This is a genomic window from Arthrobacter rhamnosi, from assembly GCF_054510855.1.
In genome coordinates this window covers 142210-161302 of sequence record NZ_JBTNDT010000007.1, presented here as the reverse complement: position 1 = coordinate 161302, position 19093 = coordinate 142210, and the positions used below count along the sequence as shown (strand labels likewise).

Genomic DNA, 19093 nt, shown 5'->3' with positions numbered 1-19093 from the left:
CCGGGGGGATGTGAAATCGGCACCCGATCACTCCTCGCGGAGCTGTCTCCGCTGCATCTCGAGCTCCATCAGGTCGCGCTGCAGCTGGTTGTAGAGTGCCGGATCGGAGGCGGGGTCCATGCGCTGCAGCTGCCCCAGCTTGTCCGCCTTCTGCTGCGTGATCCGGAGCTCGGTCAGCCGGTTCAGGATGTCGCGGCAGTACGCCACCATCGCGTCCGCATCCTTCGCGGGCAACGGCCGGACGGCCAGTTCGCTGACCAGGGGGCGCAGGACGTCGGGGACGCCCTCGCGCACCGATTCCACCCACCGGGGCAGCTCGGTCCCCGCCGCACCCGCTGCGAGCACCGCGGTGTGCAGGGCCTCGTAGACGGGGACGGTGAACCGGAAGGTGGAGAAGCTCTCCCACTGCGTGGCGGTCAGGAGGGTGGGCTGCTGGAGGGCCACTTCGAGCACCTCCCGCTCCATCCGGGCGATGGGATCCCGTGGATCGGGGCGTTCGAAGTACGGCTCGTCCGGGGCGGCCGAGGAGGCACCGGCGGCCGGCGAGCCGGACGGAGCACTGCCCTGCTGGGCGGGGCTCCCCTGCTGGCCCTGCCGGGCGCCGGTTGAGGACGCCGGGCCGTTGTCGCGGCGTGCCGCCGCGGCGACGGCGCGGGCCACCTGGTCCTCGCCGACGTACTGCATGCCGAGCCAGCGCGAGAGCTCGCGCGTGTAGGTGGACCGGAGGGAGACGTCGCGGATCGAGGCGACGATCGGGGCCGCGTGCCGCAGGGCCTTCACCTGTCCCTCCCCCGAGGAGAGGTCGAAGTTGGCGAAGGACGCCTTGATCGCGAACTCGAAGAGGGGGCGGCGGTCGGCGATGAGCGCGCGGACGGCGTCGTCACCCCGAGTCTGCCGCAGGTCGCACGGGTCCGCTCCGGATGCCTCGACGGCGACGTAGGTCTGCGAGTTGAAGCGCTGGTCCTCCTCGAAGGCGCGCAGGGCCGCCTTCTGGCCCGCGGCGTCACCGTCGAACGTGAAGATCACCTCGCCGCCCGTGCCGTCGTCGGACAGGAGCCGGCGCGCGATCTTGATGTGGTCCGTACCGAACGCCGTACCGCAGGTGGCGACGGCGGTGCCCACGCCCGCGAGGTGGCATGCCATGACGTCCGTGTAGCCCTCGACGACGACGAGCTGCCGGTTCTTCGCGATCTCCCGCTTGGCGAGGTCGATGCCGTACAGCACCTGGGACTTCTTGTAGAGCGAGGTCTCCGGGGTGTTGAGGTACTTCGGCCCCTGGTCGTCCTCGTAGAGCTTGCGCGCGCCGAAGCCCACGGTGTCCCCGGTGATGTCCCGGATGGGCCAGATGAGGCGCCCCCGGAAGCGGTCGTAGTACCTCCCGGCGTTGCTCGAGGACGCGCTGAACATGCCGGTCAGTTTCAGTTCGCCCAGGGTGAAGCCGCGGCCGGTGAGGTGGTTCAGCAGCGTGTCCCAGCCCTGGGGGGCGTAGCCGACACCGAACTGCTCCGCGGCACCGCGGTCGAAGCCGCGTTCCTGCAGGAACTGGCGTGCAGTGGCGGCGCCCTGGGTGAGGAGCTGGTCACGGTAGAACTCCCCGGCGATCTTGTGCGCGTCGAGCAGGCGCTGCCGCCGGCCGACGTCCTCCCGCCGCGGCCCCGTGCCGCCGTCCTCGTAGTGCAGCTCGAAGCCGATGCGGGCCGCCAGCTTCTCGACCGTCTCGCTGAAGGAGGTGTGGTCGAGTTTCTGCACGAAGGAGATGACGTCTCCGCCCTCGCCGCAGCCGAAGCAGTGGTACGAGCCCATCTGGGGGCGGACGTGGAAGGACGGCGACCGCTCGTCGTGGAACGGGCACAGTCCCTTCCAGGACCCGATGCCCGCCGACTTCAGCGTGACGTAGGCCTCGACGACCTCCTTGATGTCGGTCCGCTGGCGTACCTCATCGATGTCTTCGCGCTTGATGAGTCCGGCCATGGGACCCAGTTTATGCCCGTTGCCGGCGCCGCCCGACCGCCCCCGGACGGGATGTGCGCAGCGCCTACCAGAGGGCGGGGACGGGTCCGACGATCCGCTCGTGGAGGCTGAGCGCGGAGGCGTCCGTCAGCGACGCCACCTGGTCGATGACCACGCGCAGGCGGGCGTTCCCGTCCGGCGCCTCCCGCCAGTCCGCCGCGTACATGGGCTCGAGGTAGCGGTCGCCGTCGGCGTGGATCTGCGCGACGAGGGACGCGAGGATCTCGCGCTGGCGCTCGTAGAGCGGCTGGCGGTGGTCCGTGGTCATCACGTACGTGGTGGCGAGGCCCTTCATGACGGCGATCTCCATGATGGTCTCCTCGGGCACCACCATCTCCGCGTTGTAGCGGGTCAGCGGGTCCGGTCCGTAGATGGAGCGCGTCGACTGCATGGCGCTCAGGCAGAAGCGGCCGATGAGCTGGCTCGTCATGTTCTTGAGGGCCGCCATGGACCTGCGCGTGCCGTCCGCCTCGCGCACCCAGACCGGCGTCCTCTCGAGGCGGGCCAGTGCCGCGTCGACGGCGGTCGGATCGGTACCCGGGAGGTACCACTGCTGCGTGTAGCCGACCACCCGCGCGCGGGCGTCGGCGCTGTCCATCCATTTGAGCTGCAGGTGGCCGGCGACGATCGCGTCCTCGACGTCGTGCACGGAGTAGGAGATGTCGTCCGCGAGGTCCATCACCTGCGCCTCGAGGCACGAGCGGCCGTCCGGGGCGCCGTCACGCAGCCACTCGAAGACCGGCAGGTCGTCGTCGTACGCACCGAACTTCGTGGTGCGCTGGCCGCCGATCACCGGTGCCGACGCGGCCGTCCACGGGTACTTGCACGCGGCGTCGAGGCTCGCCCGGGTCAGGTTCAGGCCGGCGGGCTTGCCGTCCTCCTGCAGGACCTTCGGCTCGAGCCGGGTGAGGAGCCGCAGGGTCTGGGCATTGCCTTCGAACCCGCCGATGCCGTGGGCGATGTCGTTGAGCGCGGACTCGCCGTTGTGACCGAAGGGCGGGTGCCCGAGATCGTGGGCCAGGCACGCGGTGTCGACGATGTCGGGGTCGCATCCCAGCGTCCTGCCCAGCTCCCGGCCGACCTGCGCGACCTCCAGCGAGTGCGTGAGACGCGTGCGGACGAAGTCGTCGGTGTCCGGCGCGACGACCTGGGTCTTCGCGCCCAGTCGGCGCAGCGCCGAGGAATGCAGCACCCGCGCCCGGTCACGCTCGAAGTCGGTGCGGTGCGAGCTCTTGGGCGGCTCCTCCACCCACCGCTCGGTGTCCGCGGCACTGTAACCGGTGGTGGCGGACAGTTCGGGGAAGCTCATGATGCCTTTCTAGCGCAACGATGACGGAAGGGACCCGCGGCACCGGCTCCTGTGGACCAGGCGCCTGCACGGCGCGGACGGGCACGGCACCGGCGTCAGCCGCCGGACACGTCCACCTCTGCGGCGGCGATGTCCGCCTGCTGGGCGGCGTTGAGGACGCGGCCGTCGAGCCAGTGCTCGGGCAGTGCGGTCCTCTTCGGGGAACCCGCGCGGCCGCGCGGGCCCTCCGCGTCGGAGCCGGGGTACGGCGAGTCCTTGTCGAGTTCGTCGAGGAGCCCGCGCAGCACCTCCAGGGTGGGCACGGTGGCCAGTTTGGCCCGCAGTTCCCCACCCACCACGTAGCCCTTGAAGTACCAGGCCATGTGCTTGCGGATGTCACGGAGCCCCATCATCTCGCTGCCGAAGGTCTCGACCAGCAGTTCCGCATGCCGGTAGACGGTGTCGGCGACCTGCCCGAGCCCCGGCTGGTGGCGGGAGGAGCTGCCCTCGAAGGCACTCATGAGATCCCCGAAGAGCCAGGGGCGCCCCTGGCAGCCCCGGCCGATGACGACGCCGTCGACACCGGTCTCCCGCACCATCCGGACGGCGTCCTCCGCGCTCCAGATGTCGCCGTTGCCGAGCACGGGGATGTCCGGCAACGCCTCGCGCAGTTCGGCGATGGCATTCCAGTCGGCCTTGCCCGAGTAGAACTGCGAGGCCGTACGGCCGTGCAGGGCGACGGCGGCCACGCCGCTGTCGCGGGCGATCCTGCCGGCCTCGCGGAAGGTCAGGTGGTCCTCGTCGATGCCCTTGCGCATCTTGATGGTCAGCGGGACGTCCCCCTTCGATGCCTCGCGCACGGCGGTCTGGACGATGCCGGTGAAGAGGTCGAGCTTCCACGGCAGGGCCGCTCCCCCGCCCTTGCGGGTGACCTTGGGGACGGGGCAGCCGAAGTTCAGGTCGATGTGGTCGGCACGGTCCTCCTCGACGAGCAGGCGGACTGCTGCGCCCACGGTCTTCGGGTCCACACCGTACAGCTGGACGGAGCGCACCTTCTCGTCGTCGTCGTGCGAGATGATGCGCATCGACTCCGGGCTGCGCTCGACGAGCGCGCGGGAGGTGACCATCTCGGAGACGTAGAGCCCGCCGCCGTATTCACGGCACAGCCGGCGGAACGCCTTGTTGGTGATGCCCGCCATCGGCGCGAGGATCACCGGCGTGTCCACCGTGATGTTGCCGAGGGTGAGCGGCGGGAGGTCGAGCCGGAGCGCGGCGTCGGCCGGGGTGTCGGCCGGACCGGCGGGCGGGCCTGCGGGCGCGTCGGCCCGGGGATCACCGGTGGGCGGAGCGGAGAGTGTCGATACTGCAGTCACCCTCCCATTGTCGCAAGGCGCCGCAAATCCGGCGTCGCTGTTCGCTGCGCGCCGACGCTCCCGGCCGGCTTTGCGCCAGGCGCTGGTCATGCGTCCGGCTCCGTCCTGAGCCGGGCGCTGGGCCCGCCGAGTGCCACGAGCCGCGCACCCGGGGCGAGGGTGCCCGGGGTACCGGAGGGTTCCGCCGTCGTCGCACCGCTGCCGCCGTCGTCGCGCCCGCCCGTGCCCTTCGGGCCCACCGCCTTGACCACGAGCACGGCGACTGCGGTGGTGAGCGGGATGGCCAGGACGAGACCGATCGAGCCGACGAGCGTCCTCACCACTTCTTCGGCGAGTTCGCCGCTGGTCAGGGTGTCGATCAGGGCGCGGTCGTAGAGGGAGACGAGGATCAGGACGGGAAGCGCCGCCCCTGCGTACGCGAAGGCGATCGTGTACACCGTGGAGGCGATGTGGTCGCGGCCGATCCTCATCGCGGAGGAGAAGAGCCTGCGGCCCGGGGTCTCGGGTGCGAGCTCGTACAGCTCCCAGACGGACGAGGACTGCGTGATGGTCACGTCGTTGAGGACGCCGAGGCCCGAGATGATGAGGCCGCAGAGGATGATCGAGGAGATCGAGAGCCCGTCCGAGGCGTTGACGAGGGTGTAGGCGTTCTCGTCGCCCACGCCGGTGAGGTGGGCGGCATCCGTGGCCCAGGCCGCGAGGACCGCCGTGATCCCGAGGCCGACGACGGTTCCCAGCAGGGCGGTGGACGTCCGGGCGGAGAAGCCGTGCGCGAAGTAGAGGACGCCGTACATGATCACCACGGATCCCACGAGCCCGAGCAGCAGGGGCGGCCGGCCCTCCACGAGGCCGGGGAGGATGAACTGGGCCAGGACGACGAGGGCGCCCACGAGCCCGATGATGGCGCGGAGTCCCCGCCACCGGGCCACCGCGATGACGACGACGGCGTATCCGACCGCGAGCGCGACGATCGGGACCGAGCGCACGAAGTCGACGAACACGTACGGTGCCGCTCCGCCCTGCATCACGGTGGAGAGATCGAGGTAGCGGATCTCGTCGCCCGCCTCCACCGCATCGGTCTTCGCGAGTTCGGGGGTCACCTCCACGGCGATCACGTCTCCCCCGTCCGCGGGCTGTGTGTCCGCGATCGTGCAGGTCAGCGCGGTGCCACCGGCGTCGACCGTCGCCTGCGACGACGGGCAGTCACCATCCCGGACCTCGCGGACGGTGCCGCGGTCGAAGCTGACCCCCTCCGCCGTCGCGTAGGGATCGGTGACCGAGAGGGAACTGCGGTCCCCGTCCGGCCACAGGAGCACCATGGCGATAAGGGTGATGACCCCGACGGGTACGAGGATCGCCGAGAGCAGCAGGGTGGCGCGTCGCCGCGTGGCGATCACGGACGACCCCCGATTCTCGGTCGGGTGGAGGTGGCTGGTGCCCACGGACTTCCCTCGGGTCGGACGGCGGTCGGACGATGTGTGCCGGACATCCTGCCGTGCGTGACGTCGTGCCGGACGTCGTGCGGGACGGGTAGCGAACCGGACCGGCATTAGGACCGCGGCGCACCTCTCGGATTCTACGCAGGAATGCGTGCGATCGTGCGAAGGCGCCGCACGGTTCGTGGGAGCACCCGGCCGGCCGAGGACAGGGCATGCTAGGAGCCATCGGGCGGGCAGGCCCGACGGTGATGCCCGCGGGTGATGCCGACAGGGCGTCGGAGCAGGAACAGGCCTCCGGGCGGAGAGGGACGGTCCATGGCACAGGATGCATCGTCGGCAGGGGGCCGGGATCCCGTAGCCACCGTGAGCGGTGCGACGGGAACCGTACGGGGCGTGGCGCTGGTCCTGCACGGCGGCCGGGCGGACAGTTTCGACCCCGTGCAGCCCCAGCACCTCAGTCCCCTGCGCATGCGTCCCTTCGCGGCACGCCTCGCGGCGGGCGGCGCGGCGCACGGTCTGGCCGTCTGGACGCTGCGTAATCGTGTGAGGGGCTGGAACGGCGCGGAGCAGTCGGCCCTGACGGACGCCCGGTGGGCCCTCGACCGCATCGCGGCGCAGCACCCGTCGGTGCCGGTCTACCTGCTGGGGCACTCGATGGGAGGACTCTCGGCGCTCTACGCCGCAGGTCATCCGCAGGTCCGGGCCGTGGCGGCCCTCGCGCCCTGGCTGGCGCCCGTGAGCCCGGTGGAACCGGTGCGGGGCCGGAGCGTCCTCATCATGCACGGGGATGCCGACCGGTGGACGAGTCCGACGGAGTCCCTGTCCTTCGCCCGCCGGGCCCAGGGTGTCGTGGCGGATATTCACTACGTCAGCATGGTGCGGGCCGGTCACTTCATGTTCCGCACCGTCCGGGTGTGGCACGGACTGAGCACGTCGTTCCTGCTCCGCCGTTTCGCGGAGGACACCGGCGCCGCGGTCGACGCCCGCCTCCTCGAGCGGTCCGCCGCGCTCTACCGCGCTCCTGATCCGCTCGGGATCACCGCCTGAGGGCCGGCTGTCCGATGGGGCGCCTGCTCCGGGAGCGCCTGCCTCGGGGGCGCCTGCGGAAAACACCGGATTGCCACGGCGTAGGTCCGGCCGGTCGGGGTACGTAACGGGTACAAAGAGAACGGGCACGGGAAGCAGGCAGCACGGGCGGGGTCCTCCCGCTCGCGCCGATGGGCAGGAACCGACGGGCAGGAAGAGGGATCCGGGCATGGGATGGAAGCCACGGCAGAACGACCGCATGTACCGGTTCGTGGTGTACGCGGGCAAGGCGTTCTTCGCCGCACTGCGACTGCCCGTCACGGTGACCGGGACGGAAAACCTCCCGGCGCCGGACCCGCTGTCCGGGAGATCCCGCCGCGCGGTCCCGGGGTCGGGCGCCGTCGTCGCGATCACGCACTTCGGCTACCTCGACTTCGCGTTCGCCGAACTGGTCCTGTGGGACCACGCCCGCGCCCAGGCGCGCTACATGATCTCGAAACGCGCGGCCGACCACTGGTTCGTGAGCCCCTTCGTGTTCGGGCTCGGACACGTGGTCACGGACCGCAAGGCCGGCGCTCCGGCGTACGACGACGCTCTGGCGAAGCTGCGCGCCGGCGAGTACGTGGCGATCCTGCCCGAGGCGGGCGTGTCCCGCAGCTACAACGTCCGTGCGCTGAAGACCGGAGCCGTGCGGCTCGCGGCCGAAGCCGGCGTGCCCGTCATCCCGATCTCCGTCTGGGGGTCCCACCGGCTGCTGAGCCGCGGCCACGGGTTCTCCCTCAGGCGCGCCTGGAGGGCGCCCGTCCGCGTCCACGTCAGCCCCCCGATCCGTCACGCCCCCGGCCTCGATGTCGTCGAGGAGACGGAGCAGCTGCGCCGGGAACTGCAGGACGGCATCGACACCTGCATCGCCGACTTCCCCCTGACACCCGAACCGGGTGCCTGGTGGATGCCCGCACGGCTGGGCGGCGGGGCGATGACCGACGAGGAGCGCGACGCCGCGGATGTCGCCGACAGGAAGGCCGGCCGGCACGACCGCGGCTGACACCGCCCCGCGGAACGCCTGCGAGGTCCTGCGGGGCGCCGGTCTCAGGCGGTCGCGACGACGAGTGTCTCGGGTCCTGCGAGCTGCGCGGCACCGGTGGCCAGCAGGGGTTCCACGACGGCGACCAGGGCCTCCATGGAGTCGTCCACCTCGAGCTGGATGGGGTACTGGTGCACGAGCATCGCGATCATGGTGGCCACGGCCGCCTGTTGCTCCTGCGGCGCCAGGGTGGTGTCGTAGCCGAGCAGGACGTCCGCGGGGTCGTCGGTCCGGGCCTGCGTGTAGCTGACCGCGAAGGCCGCGATGGCTCCGCCGTCGGCCTTGGGCCGGTCCCGCAGGACGATCGCTCCGCCTGCTCCGCTCGCGTCTCCGAGGAACAGCTGCTGGGCGCGGCCCAGGCTGAGGTCCGCCCGGTCCCACCCGTGGACGGACTCGTAGAAGGAGGCCAGCGCCCGGGTCAGTTCCACGGATCCGGTCGCCGCTTCCTCCAGCTGGGGCCCCGCGGCGTCGTCGAAGGCAGGCGCGGCGAGTGCACCCGGCGCGATGACGACGAGCCGCGAGCGCTGCAGGGCGGTGAAACCCGTGGCCTCGGCGAACGCCGCGCCGGTGGTCCCCGGCGTCACCTTGGACCGCAGGGCGGTGATGCCCGACGGCGACGCGGCCGCCTCGTGCTGGAGCATGGTGAGGAGCGTCGACCCGATGCCCGCCCGGCGGTGGTCCGCGGCGACCTCGATGTAGCACCAGAGGCGGTCCGGGTGGAGTGCCGCACCGTACACGCAGCCGGCGGCGACGGGGATGCCCTGGTCCACCACGGTGATGCACCGGTTCCACGGACTGTCCGACGGCGTGCGGAAGGACCCGCGGAACTGCTCGGCGGCGGCCGATTCCGGGCCGCCCCAGAGCTGGATGAGCTCGAGGTCGTCGCCCTCCTGCCAGGCGCGGTATTCGAGGACCATCAGGCTCCGATCAGGCGGGCGGCGAGGTATCCCTGCACCTGGTCGAGCGACACGCGCTCCTGGGTCATGGTGTCGCGTTCGCGGATGGTCACGGCCTGGTCCTCGAGCGTGTCGAAGTCCACGGTGATGCAGAACGGCGTGCCGATCTCGTCCTGGCGGCGGTAGCGGCGGCCGATTGCCCCGGCGTCGTCGAAGTCGATGTTCCAGGCTTTGCGCAGCTGCGCGGCGAGGTCCTTCGCCTTCGGGGAGAGGTCCTCGTTGCGGCTGAGCGGCAGCACCGCCGCCTTGACGGGGGCCAGGCGGGGATCCAGCTTGAGGACGGTGCGCTTGTCCACGCCGCCCTTGGCGTTCGGCGCCTCGTCCTCGGTGTACGAGTCCACGAGGAACGCCATGAAGGAGCGGGTCAGGCCGGCGGCCGGCTCGATCACGTACGGCGTGTACCGCTCGTTGGTGGCCTGGTTGAAGTACCCGAGGTCGGTGCCCGAGTGCTTCGAGTGCGTGGAGAGGTCGAAGTCCGTGCGGTTCGCGACGCCCTCGAGCTCACCCCACTCCGAGCCGGTGAAGCCGAACCGGTATTCGATGTCGGTGGTGCCCTTGGAGTAGTGGCTGAGCTTCTCGAGCGGGTGCTCGAAGAGGCGCAGGTTGTCCGGGTTGATGCCGAGGTCGGTGTACCAGGAGAGCCGCTCGCCGATCCAGTACCTGTGCCATTCCTCGTCCGTCCCGGGCTCGACGAAGAACTCCATCTCCATCTGCTCGAACTCGCGGGTGCGGAAGATGAAGTTGCCCGGCGTGATCTCGTTGCGGAAGCTCTTGCCGATCTGGCCGATACCGAACGGCGGCTTCTTGCGCGCTGTGGTCAGCACGTTGTTGAAGTTCACGAAGATGCCCTGGGCCGTTTCCGGCCGCAGGTAGTGCATGCCTTCCTCCGAGGCGACGGGGCCGAGGAAGGTCTTGAGCAGGCCGGAGAATTCCTGGGGCTCGGTCCACTGGCCCTTGGTGCCGCAGTTGGCGCAGGTGACGTCCTTGAGGCCGTTCTCCGGAGCGCGGCCCTTCTTCTCCTCGTACTCCTCCTCGAGGTGGTCCGCGCGGTACCGCTTGTGGCAGGAGAGGCACTCGACGAGCGGGTCGCTGAAGACCTCGACGTGCCCGGAGGCCTCCCAGACCTGGCGCGGCAGGATCACGGCGGAGTCGAGCCCGACGACGTCCTCGCGGCCGCGGACCATGGTCTGCCACCACTGGCGCTTGATGTTCTCCTTGAACTCGGCACCGAGGGGCCCGTAATCCCAGGCAGAGCGGGAACCGCCGTAGATCTCCCCCGACTGGAACACGAAGCCGCGCCGCTTGGCGAGGGAGATGATGGGGTCGAGTGCTGACTTGGCTGCTGCCATGGTGTTTCTTCTCCAGTTCTGTGCAGGCCGCTGGGTGCGGTCGCAGGTGGGGGGCGCGTCGGCGCTTCGCCACCCCTGTCGCAGGGGCGGAAAGCTACCCCGCAAGCCTACCGGGTCCGCCTTCCGCGGCACCCCGGCCTGGTCCGACTGCGGCGGGCGACGGCGGCCGGACGCCTCCTGCTAGCGCCGGGCGCGCCGGGGCCAGGGCAGGGTGGTGAGGATGATGGCACCGAGCGTCAGCAGGGTCCCGGCGACGGTCGCGAACACCACGATGGTGCCGGGGGCGGGAAACACCAGGTCCAGCAGGAGCGAGCCGATGAGCTGCCCGCCGATCATGCACAGGCCCGTGATCAGGACGCCCAGGCTGCGCACGAGCAGGGCACCGAGCCCGATGAAGACACAGCCCATGGGCCCGCCGAGGTAGTACCACCACTCCGACGGCAGGGGGTTCCCCGGACCCGCGAGAGCAAGCTTGATGAGCCAGGCGGTGACCAGCACGGCCGTGCCGGCGATGAAGTTCATGAGCGTGGCGGCGAGCGGCGTCCCGTAGTGCACCGCGGCCGTGCCGTTCATCGCCTGCTGGAAGCTCATGAGCACCCCCGCCGCGACGGGCAGCAGGACGGGAATCAGCCAGGTGGAGACCTCCCCCGCGGATCCGAAGCGGGGCGACACGGCCCAGACGACGGACAGGACCGTCAGCACGACGCCGATCACCCGCATGGGTGTCGCGGCGCGCTTCCCTCCCGGCCCGATACCCGCCCGGTCGACGAGGAGGCTGCTGAGCGACTGGCCCATGACCGTCGCCACCGTGAACAGGGCGACGCCGAGGATGCCGATGGTCAGTGACTGGGAGAAGACGAAGAACGCCCCGATCGCGCCGGCGGCCACATAGTAGGGAGGGAAGCGGCGCTCACGGACGGACGGGATGATCTGGCGTGCTCCGGCGCGTGCGCCCGGCAGCACGAGCGTGAGGGCGACCATCACGATGAGGCCGGTGCCGAAGCTGACCAGCGCTGCGGCGATGCCGTCGTCGAGCACGGCACCCAGCGCGCCGTTGATCCTGCCCTGGACGGGCATGGCGAGGCCCGCGGCAAGTGCGAGCGGAAAGCCGACTGCAGGCGGAAGCGTGGGTGCGGAGGACACCCGTACAGCCTAGTAGCCGGTGCCGGGCATGCCCGTCCGGCGTGGGTGTCGGGCAGAATGGAGTGCATGACCGACGACGCACCCATCGAACTCCCCATCCAGGACGACATGATCCGGCTCGGGCAGCTCCTGAAGCTGGCCTCGCTCGCGGAGGACGGTGTCGAGGCGAAGGCCCTGATCGACAACGGACTGGTCCAGGTCGACGGTGAGATCGAGGAGCGCCGCGGACGCCAGCTGCACCCCGGCGACACGGTCAGCGTCAACGGGCAGTCCGTGCGCATCACGCGCGCCTAGCACCCTGCTCCGACCCACCGGCCGGCACCTGCCGCCGCATTCACCGCGGTGCCGGCCACACCCGGTACCGGACCGGCGTGGCCCCCTCTGGTCAGCGGCGGCCGAGGACCGTCATCGTGAGGAACTCCCGGACATGGGCCAGTTCCCGCAGATTGATGCTGTGGAACATGTTCGAGTAGAGGATCTTCGTCAGCTTCGTGTGCTTGACCAGCCAGGCGTGGGTGAAGTCGATCATCTCGGGCAGGATGACCTGGTCCTCCTGGTCGCGCCCCCAGAAGAACTCCACGGGCGCCGCCGCGGCCTCGTCGTCCCGGAAGAACCCGTGGCCCTCCGACGGCACGGCGAACCCGGAGAGGCCGACGACGCAGGCGAAGTCGGTGGGGCGGTGGCGCAGGAGCGACGTCGCCACCGCCATGCCCTGCGAGAAGCCGAGGATGCTGACGCTCGAGTGGCGTCCGCGGACCTCGTCGAGCCATCGGGACACAGCAGTCACGCTCTCCACGACGCGCTCCACCGAATAGTCCGCCTCCCGCGACAGCGGGAACCACGAGAAGCCCGGTCCCACTGCCTGGGGCGCCCGGAGGGACGCGACGGTGAACTCGGCGGGCAGGTGGTCGGTGAGGCCCATGAGGTCCTCCTCGTTGGCCATGTAGCCGTGGAACAGGACGAGCAGGGGCGTGCCCTCCCGCTCGGACTCGGGCTTCGACCAGAGGACCACGGGGTCCCAGGCGCCGGCGGAGGACGTGGAGGTGCCACGGGCGGATTCAGTCATGGCTCAATCTTGGCACGCCCCGCCGAGGGCCCGGAGCCGCGTTGGCGCGAGCGGCGCACTCCTTGGGAGAATGTCCCGGTGATCTCTGCAAACGCCGGAACGCCCCTGCCGGGCCGACCCGATCCCCTCCTGAACGGCCCGATGATCGATCCGAGCCTGAACTCCGAACCGCACCCGTGGCACCGGTATGTCGCCCTCGGGGACTCCTTCACCGAAGGTATCGGGGATCCCAACCCGGAGAGCGTCGGGGGCAATCGCGGCTGGGCGGACCGGGTCGCCGAGGAACTGGCCCGGGGCCAGGCCGGCTTCGCCTACGCGAACCTCGCGGTGCGCGGACGGCTCCTGCAGCAGATCATCGACCAGCAGGTGGAACCGGCGCTGGCGCTGCATCCGGACCTGGTCACCATCTCCGCCGGCGGCAACGACCTGCTGCGTCCCGGGGGTGATCCCGACCTGCTCGCCACCCGGCTCGACGCCGTCGTCGGGACGCTCGCCGCCTCGGGCGCCACCGTCGTCCTGTTCACGGGGCCGGACGTCCGCGAGACGGTCCTCGGCAGCATCCGCTCCAAGACCGCGATCTACAACGAGAACCTGCGCACCGTCGCCGCACGCCACGAGGCCGTGATCGCCGACATGTGGGCCCTGCGGCAGCTGGTCAACCCCCAGATGTGGTCCTCCGACCGGCTGCACTTCTCGCCGCTCGGCCACCACACCATCGCCGCGATGGTCCTGGACACCCTCGCCGTCCGGCATACCCTCGAGCCGCTGCAACCCAAGGAGCTCCCGGCACGGACGTGGCGTGAGGCACGCGCCGAGGACTTCGTGTGGGCACGCGAGTACTTCGTGCCGTGGGTCCTGCGGCGCCTCCGGCACCAGTCGTCGGGCGACGGCGTGTTCGCCAAGCGTCCGGAGGCTGCGCCCATTTTCGGCCCGGGCATGCCGCCGGGTGCTGCCGACTAGCGACGTCGTCGCCCCTTCCCGGCAGCCCGGCACGGTGCGCACCATGATCGGCCGGCGCTGCTGCGCCACCTGCGGTGGGGATCCGCCGTCGTTCCCGCCGGGACGACAGGAACGACCGGCCCGCGGGTCGGTCGCCCCTGTCATCCCACGCGTCAGGAGCCGACGGGTACCGCTGGGTGCCGCCGACTAGCTGTCGAGCGAGACCTCGCCATTGGCGACCGCGTCCGCGCACGCGCTCAGGTCCGGCCCGGGCTTGAAGTCGACGAACTGCGGCTGCAGCTTCTGGAAGAGGAACTCGTAGACCTCCTCGCGGGACTTGCCGCCCATCGTCTCGACCGCCTCGCGGACCGCGCCCTGCAGTGCCCGGTCCGAGTCCAGCAGGATCTTGTCGCGTGCTTCCTGGTTCCAGCCAATGGTGCTCAGTTCCATGAACAGCTCCCCTTCATCTTCCGTCGACGAGTCCGGGCGTCTACCTCAGACCTGCCTGCCGCCGATTGCTAAGCAGGCTTAGCTCCAAGACTAGGTGCCCGTCCGGGGAAACCCAACCGATAACCGCTAGCCCGCGTAGAAGGCGGAGCGGAGTTGCGCGTCGAGCTGGTGGATCTGGGTCAGGAACGCATCGTGGCCCACCGGCGAGGAGATCATGTGGACGGGCACCTCGCCGGGCAGCCCCCGGGCCAGCCGCTCCGACTGCTCCGGGAAGTAGAGTCGGTCCGAGTCCACGGCGGCGATGAAGAACTCCGCCGTGGCCTCCCCCAGTGCCGCGTCGAGGCTGCCGCGGTCCCGCGCGGCATCGTGGCTCATCAGCGCCTCGGTCAGGATGACGTAGCTGTTCGCGTCGAAGCGGCCCACGAGCTTGTCCGCCTGGTGGTCGAGGTAGCTCTCCACCTGGTAGCGGCCCCGCTCGGCGGGCAGGACGGCACCGAAGGGCTGTTCGGCGTCCTGCTCCGCGCGCCCGAAGCGTGCTTCCAGTTCCTGCTCCGAGCGGTAGGTGATGTGGGCGATGCGCCGGGCGATCCCGAGGCCCGCATCCGGATGCGGGCCGTCGTAGTAGTCGCCGCCGCGATAGGCGGGGTCCAGCCGGATTGCCTGCAACTGCGCCTGGGCGAACGCTATCTGTTCGGCCGAACTGGCGGCAGTGCAGGCGATGACGGCGCACCGCTCCACCCGCTGCGGGTACATCAGTGCCCACTCGAGCGCTCGCGCCCCTCCCATCGACCCCCCGAGGACCGAGTGCCACCGCTCGATGCCGAGCCGGTCGGCGAGCAGGGCTTCGGCCCGGACGGAGTCGCGGATGGTGACGAAGGGGAAGCGCGATCCCCAGGGAGTGCCGTCGGGTGCGAGGCTGGCCGGCCCCGTCGAGCCGTAGCACCCTCCCAGCATGTTGACGGACACGACGAAGTACCGGTCGGTGTCCACCGGGCGGCCGGGGCCCACGAGCGAATCCCACCAGCCCTCCTCCTCCGATGCGCCGCGTGCCACGTGCGAGCTGCCGGTCAGGGCATGCTGCACGAGCACCGCGTTCGAGGCATCCCGGTTCAGCCGGCCCCAGGTCTCGAAGGCGAGCTGCACGTCCGGCAGCTCACCTCCGGTCTCGAGGGCCAGCGGTCCGATCGGGGCGACGCGTAGGAGCCCGTCCCCCGAAGGGCGCGCGTCGTCGATCCCGGGGTGCAGCGGAGCAGGAGGGTAGGTGGTCACGAAGGGCTAGACTCCTTTGGCGGCACGGAACCCCGCGTCGAGGTCGGCGAGGATGTCGGTGATGTTCTCGAGGCCCACGGACAAGCGGACGAGACCCGGACGCACGCCCGCGGTGAGCTGCGCCTCCGCCCCGAGCTGGCTGTGCGTCGTCGACGCCGGGTGGATGACGAGCGAGCGGACGTCGCCGACGTTCGCCACGTGCGAGTGGAGTTCCAGTCCGTCGACGAAGCGCTTGCCGGCCTCCAGTCCCCCGACGATGTCGAAGCTGACGATCGCGCCCGTCCCCCTGTTCCGCCCGTACTTCCTGCCGCGCTCGTACCAGGGGCTCGAGGCCAGGCCGGCGTAGGAGACGCGCTCGACGTCGTCGTGCCCCTCCAGCCATTCGGCGACCGCCTGCGCATTCTGCACGTGGCGCTCGACGCGCAGGCTGAGGGTCTCCAGTCCCTGCGCGATGAGGAAGGCGTTGAACGGCGAGACGGAGGAGCCGAGGTCGCGCAGGAGCTGGACACGGGCCTTGAGGATGTACGCGAGGTTCGCGCCGAGTGCGCTGCCGACACCGAGGTCCCGCGCATAGACGAGTCCGTGGTAGCTCTCGTCCGGCGTGTTGAACCCGGGGAACCGCTCGGGGTACCGGGCGAAGTCGAAGTTCCCCGAATCGACGATGACCCCGGCGATGGCATTGCCGTGACCTCCGAGGTACTTCGTCGCGGAGTGCACCACGATGTCCGCGCCCCATTCGATGGGCCGGATCAGGTACGGCGTGGACAGCGTGTTGTCCACGATCAGGGGAAGCCCGTTCTCGTGCGCGACGGCGCTGATGCCCTCGATGTCCAGGACGTCCTGCCGGGGGTTGGACACGACCTCGCCGAAGAAGAGCTTGGTGTTCGGCCGGACGGCGTTCCGCCACTGCTCGAGGTCGTCCGGGTCCTCCACGAAGGTGGTCTCGATGCCGAACTTCCTCAGCGTGTGCTTGAAGAGGTTGTACGTGCCGCCGTAGAGGCTGGGGCTGGCCACGATGTGGTCCCCCGCCTCCGCGATGTTCAGCACCGCGAAGGTCTCGGCAGCCTGGCCCGAGGCGAGCAGCAGGGCGCCGGCTCCGCCCTCGAGGCTCGCGATCCTCGTCTCCACTGCCTCCTGCGTGGGATTCCCGATGCGCGTGTAGATAGGAGCGAGTTCCGTCAGCGCGAACCGGTTGGCGGCACTCTCGGCGCTCGGGAAGACGAACGACGACGTCTGGTAAATAGGCAGCGCACGCGCTCCCGTGGCTGCGTCCGGTGTCTGGCCGGCGTGGATCTGGCGTGTCTCGAAAGACCAATCGTTGGACATGGTGCTCCCTGTCGGAAGGGGCCCCGCCTGGTCCGGTGCTCCGGCCGGTGCGTGCCGCTCCAGGAGACCGGCTCCCGCAGGAGCCCGCGCTTGCACGGCGCCGGAATAGCGCCGAACCTGGTCTTCACCCGGGGCACCCCACCGCGGTTGGAGGGTTGCCGGCCAGCAAGCCGGGGCTTCGTGCTGGCACTCATGACCTGCACCCATGAAAACCCATCGGAGCGGATCCGGCAAGCCGGATGACCTCTCGTGAAGCAGCCTGCGGAGGGGCGACGGGGACGCGATCGGAGGACCAGCAGGAGTAAGGCGAGCCTTAGTCGAGACGTGCATCACTTAGTGCCAAGATAACCGCATGCGATTGGACCATGTCTCATATGCCTGCGAACCCGATGGACTTGCTGCGACTGCCGACCGGATCGCGGCCAACCTCGGGATGGACCCCGTGAAGGGTGGCGTGCACCCGCGCTTCGGCACCCGGAACATGATCTTCCCCCTGGTGAACGGCCAGTACCTGGAGGTCGTGGAGGTCCTCGACCACCCCGCGTCGACCAAGGCTCCCTTCGGTCAGGCCGTGCGCGCGCGCTCCGAGGCCGGCGGAGGCTGGATGGGCTGGTGCGTCGCCGTGGACGACCTCGCCCCGTTCGAGGAGCGCCTCGGCCGCAGCGCGGTTCCCGGCAACCGCAAGTTCCCCGACGGCCAGGAACTGACGTGGCAGCAGATCGGCATCAAGGGGCTCATCGCGGATCCCCAGGTCCCCTACCTGCTCCGCTGGGACGAGGGCACCGAGGCCCTGCACCCCTCCCAGGCGCGCCCGGCATCGGTGAAACTGGCCTGCCTGACCATCGCGGGCTCGTCGGAACGGGTGACCGAGTGGCTCGGCACCGATGTCGAGGAGACGCTCGACGGCGTGAAGGTCCAGTGGATCGCCCCGAACGGCACTCCGGGCATCATGTCCGTGACCTTCGAGACCGCCGACGGCCGCATCGAGATCTGACGTCGCTGAGAATTGAACAGGAAAGGGCCGGACAATCGTCCGGCCCTTTCCTGTTGCCGCGCCTCGGGCGGAGGCGCCGTCAGGCGTGGGTGTAGGTGAGGCAGTCGGCGGCGTCGGCGCCGGGGCCCACCTTGACGGCCGGGGCGCCGCACAGCAGGTCGTGGTTGAAGGTGCACTCCGAGCGCTGGCACGCGCCCACGTGTGCGAGCATCTTCGGCAAGCCGCCACTGATGGAGGTGTCGATGAAGGTGGCACAGGACGCGTGTTCCTCGCTCCCGGACACTGTGATCGCGACGGCGGTGCAGCCCTCGTGGTTGAACGAACAGTTGTGGACACTGCACTCAGAGACACTGGTGACGACGCTCATGATTCCTCCTGGCTGGTCCGGTGGAGCCCCTGGGCGGAGCCGCCGTTGTGCTGGTGGACATCACGGTAACACCGCGGTCGGCCGATAATTTAGTCACGGTTTTCGCGCGCAAATCAGCGTAGGTGAGCCTTCCCTGGGCAGTTCGTGGGCCGAGGCGTCGGCCGATTCACCCCCGATTCATCCGCCGATCCCGATGGCGGGTCCGAGGAGCGCGAATCCCACGAAGCCCGCCGTGTCGATGAGCGCGTGCGCCAGGACGAGCGGCAGGACGCGGCGCGTGCGCGTGTAGAACCAGGCGAACAGCAGGCCCATCAGCACGTTGCCGACGAAGGGTCCGAACCCCTGGTAGAGGTGGTAGCTGCCCCGCAGCACGGCACTCGTGAGGACGATGGCGGGCGTGGACCAGCCGAGCTCGCGCAGGCGGAGGAAGAGGTAGCCCACCACGAGGACCTCCTCCAGCACCCCGTGGCGGACGGCCGACAGGACGAGGACCGGGACGGTCCACCAGTAGGCGTCCAGGGCGGCCAGGACGAGGGCCGTCGTGATGCCGAGCTCCCGCCCGCCGGCATACACCCCGAGGGTCCCGACGCCGATGACGGCCGCCAGCCCGATCCCGAGACCGATGGTGCGCAGGGGCCTGTCAAGCGTGAGCCCGAGGCGCCGGAACGCCGGAACGCCGTGCCCGCTGAGCAGGAACAGGACGAGGGCCACGGGCACCAGGGCGAAGACGATCCCCAGCACCTGGTAGGTCAGATCGAAGTACGGCCGGTCGTTCAGCACTGGGTTCAGGGTGGTGGTCTGCGCCGCCAGGGGTCCGCGCGTCAGCTTCTCGGCCAGGCTCACGATGGAGTACACGGCCGACTGCCCCAGGGAGAGGCCGAACACGATCAGCAGCTCCGCGGTGATGCGTCGCCGGGGCGGAGCATCCGTCCGGGTATCGACGGCTGAGGGTGCGGAGGTGGACTCGGCAGGCATGGCGCTATCCTCGCAGCGGTCGCTGGGGATTCCCAGTCC

18 protein-coding genes and 1 riboswitch are annotated in these 19093 nt (G+C 70.2%); of the genes, 5 read left to right on the top strand and 13 right to left on the bottom strand.

Translation table 11 applies throughout. The features are described 5' to 3' along the window. Positions 1–27: 27 nt before the first annotated feature. The 4 genes from dnaG to ACX80I_RS14225 all read right to left on the bottom strand — a co-directional run bounded on the left by dnaG (position 28) and on the right by ACX80I_RS14225 (position 6113). Entirely contained in the window at positions 28–1971 is a 1944-nt protein-coding gene (gene dnaG, locus ACX80I_RS14240; protein WP_459345769.1) for a DNA primase, read from the bottom strand. Positions 1972–2035: 64 nt separating this feature from the next. Further along, positions 2036–3319 carry a deoxyguanosinetriphosphate triphosphohydrolase gene (locus tag ACX80I_RS14235; protein WP_459345768.1) on the bottom strand — a complete coding sequence of 428 codons (1284 nt, stop codon included), beginning with the start codon at positions 3317–3319 and terminating at the stop codon, positions 2036–2038. Between the two features lie 95 nt (positions 3320–3414). Continuing rightward, positions 3415–4671 carry a tRNA dihydrouridine synthase DusB gene (dusB, locus tag ACX80I_RS14230; protein WP_459345767.1) on the bottom strand — a complete coding sequence of 419 codons (1257 nt, stop codon included), beginning with the start codon at positions 4669–4671 and terminating at the stop codon, positions 3415–3417. An 86-nt stretch (positions 4672–4757) separates the two neighbouring features. Next, complete coding sequence (locus tag ACX80I_RS14225; RefSeq protein ID WP_459345766.1) at positions 4758–6113, bottom strand: YibE/F family protein; 1356 nt, start codon at positions 6111–6113, stop codon at positions 4758–4760. A gap of 312 nt (positions 6114–6425) precedes the next feature. Between ACX80I_RS14225 and ACX80I_RS14220 the strand changes: the two genes are divergently transcribed. Beyond that, on the top strand, positions 6426–7157 hold the full coding sequence (locus tag ACX80I_RS14220; protein ID WP_459345765.1) for an alpha/beta fold hydrolase: 732 nt from the start codon (positions 6426–6428) through the stop codon (positions 7155–7157). Between the two features lie 208 nt (positions 7158–7365). After that, positions 7366–8181 carry a lysophospholipid acyltransferase family protein gene (locus ACX80I_RS14215; protein ID WP_459345764.1) on the top strand — a complete coding sequence of 272 codons (816 nt, stop codon included), beginning with the start codon at positions 7366–7368 and terminating at the stop codon, positions 8179–8181. 44 nt (positions 8182–8225) lie between these two features. Here ACX80I_RS14215 and ACX80I_RS14210 read toward each other — a convergent pair whose 3' ends face one another. From ACX80I_RS14210 to ACX80I_RS14200, 3 genes are all read right to left on the bottom strand, one after another. Beyond that, the gene (locus tag ACX80I_RS14210) at positions 8226–9137 is read right to left on the bottom strand and encodes a GNAT family N-acetyltransferase (RefSeq protein ID WP_459345763.1); all 912 of its coding nucleotides are present in this window, start codon (positions 9135–9137) and stop codon (positions 8226–8228) included. Further along, the gene (locus tag ACX80I_RS14205) at positions 9137–10525 is read right to left on the bottom strand and encodes a glycine--tRNA ligase (protein WP_459345762.1); all 1389 of its coding nucleotides are present in this window, start codon (positions 10523–10525) and stop codon (positions 9137–9139) included. The genes ACX80I_RS14210 and ACX80I_RS14205 overlap by 1 nt, the downstream gene beginning before the upstream one ends. 180 nt (positions 10526–10705) lie before the next feature. After that, positions 10706–11668 carry a DMT family transporter gene (locus ACX80I_RS14200; protein ID WP_459345761.1) on the bottom strand — a complete coding sequence of 321 codons (963 nt, stop codon included), beginning with the start codon at positions 11666–11668 and terminating at the stop codon, positions 10706–10708. 66 nt (positions 11669–11734) lie between these two features. On the opposite strand from ACX80I_RS14200, the gene ACX80I_RS14195 reads away from it, so the two are divergent. Next, the gene (locus ACX80I_RS14195) at positions 11735–11962 is read left to right on the top strand and encodes an RNA-binding S4 domain-containing protein (RefSeq protein ID WP_459345760.1); all 228 of its coding nucleotides are present in this window, start codon (positions 11735–11737) and stop codon (positions 11960–11962) included. Between the two features lie 91 nt (positions 11963–12053). On the opposite strand, the gene ACX80I_RS14190 is transcribed toward ACX80I_RS14195, so the two are convergent. Further along, entirely contained in the window at positions 12054–12734 is a 681-nt protein-coding gene (locus ACX80I_RS14190) for an alpha/beta hydrolase (protein WP_459345759.1), read from the bottom strand. Positions 12735–12875: 141 nt separating this feature from the next. Between ACX80I_RS14190 and ACX80I_RS14185 the strand changes: the two genes are divergently transcribed. After that, positions 12876–13694 (top strand): SGNH/GDSL hydrolase family protein, encoded by an 819-nt coding sequence (locus ACX80I_RS14185; RefSeq protein WP_459345831.1) that lies wholly within the window; start codon positions 12876–12878, stop codon positions 13692–13694. 186 nt (positions 13695–13880) lie between these two features. Here the strand turns inward: ACX80I_RS14185 and ACX80I_RS14180 are convergent, their stop codons facing one another. From ACX80I_RS14180 to ACX80I_RS14170, 3 genes are all read right to left on the bottom strand, one after another. Then, positions 13881–14123, bottom strand: a complete 243-nt coding sequence (locus tag ACX80I_RS14180) for a hypothetical protein (protein ID WP_301229893.1) — start codon at positions 14121–14123, stop codon at positions 13881–13883. Positions 14124–14249: 126 nt separating this feature from the next. Beyond that, on the bottom strand, positions 14250–15392 hold the full coding sequence (gene metX / locus ACX80I_RS14175) for a homoserine O-acetyltransferase MetX (RefSeq protein WP_459345758.1): 1143 nt from the start codon (positions 15390–15392) through the stop codon (positions 14250–14252). Between the two features lie 6 nt (positions 15393–15398). Beyond that, complete coding sequence (locus ACX80I_RS14170; protein WP_459345757.1) at positions 15399–16718, bottom strand: bifunctional o-acetylhomoserine/o-acetylserine sulfhydrylase; 1320 nt, start codon at positions 16716–16718, stop codon at positions 15399–15401. A gap of 81 nt (positions 16719–16799) precedes the next feature. Next, positions 16800–16916, bottom strand: a riboswitch (SAM riboswitch). 154 nt (positions 16917–17070) lie between these two features. Here ACX80I_RS14170 and ACX80I_RS14165 point away from each other — a divergent pair. Further along, entirely contained in the window at positions 17071–17712 is a 642-nt protein-coding gene (locus ACX80I_RS14165) for a VOC family protein (protein WP_459345756.1), read from the top strand. A 79-nt stretch (positions 17713–17791) separates the two neighbouring features. Here the strand turns inward: ACX80I_RS14165 and ACX80I_RS14160 are convergent, their stop codons facing one another. Beyond that, positions 17792–18079, bottom strand: coding sequence for a DUF1540 domain-containing protein (locus ACX80I_RS14160; protein ID WP_087072076.1), 288 nt, complete (start codon positions 18077–18079; stop codon positions 17792–17794). A gap of 177 nt (positions 18080–18256) precedes the next feature. Next, positions 18257–19054, bottom strand: coding sequence for a CPBP family intramembrane glutamic endopeptidase (locus ACX80I_RS14155; RefSeq protein ID WP_459345755.1), 798 nt, complete (start codon positions 19052–19054; stop codon positions 18257–18259). Between the last annotated feature and the right edge of the window lie 39 nt (positions 19055–19093).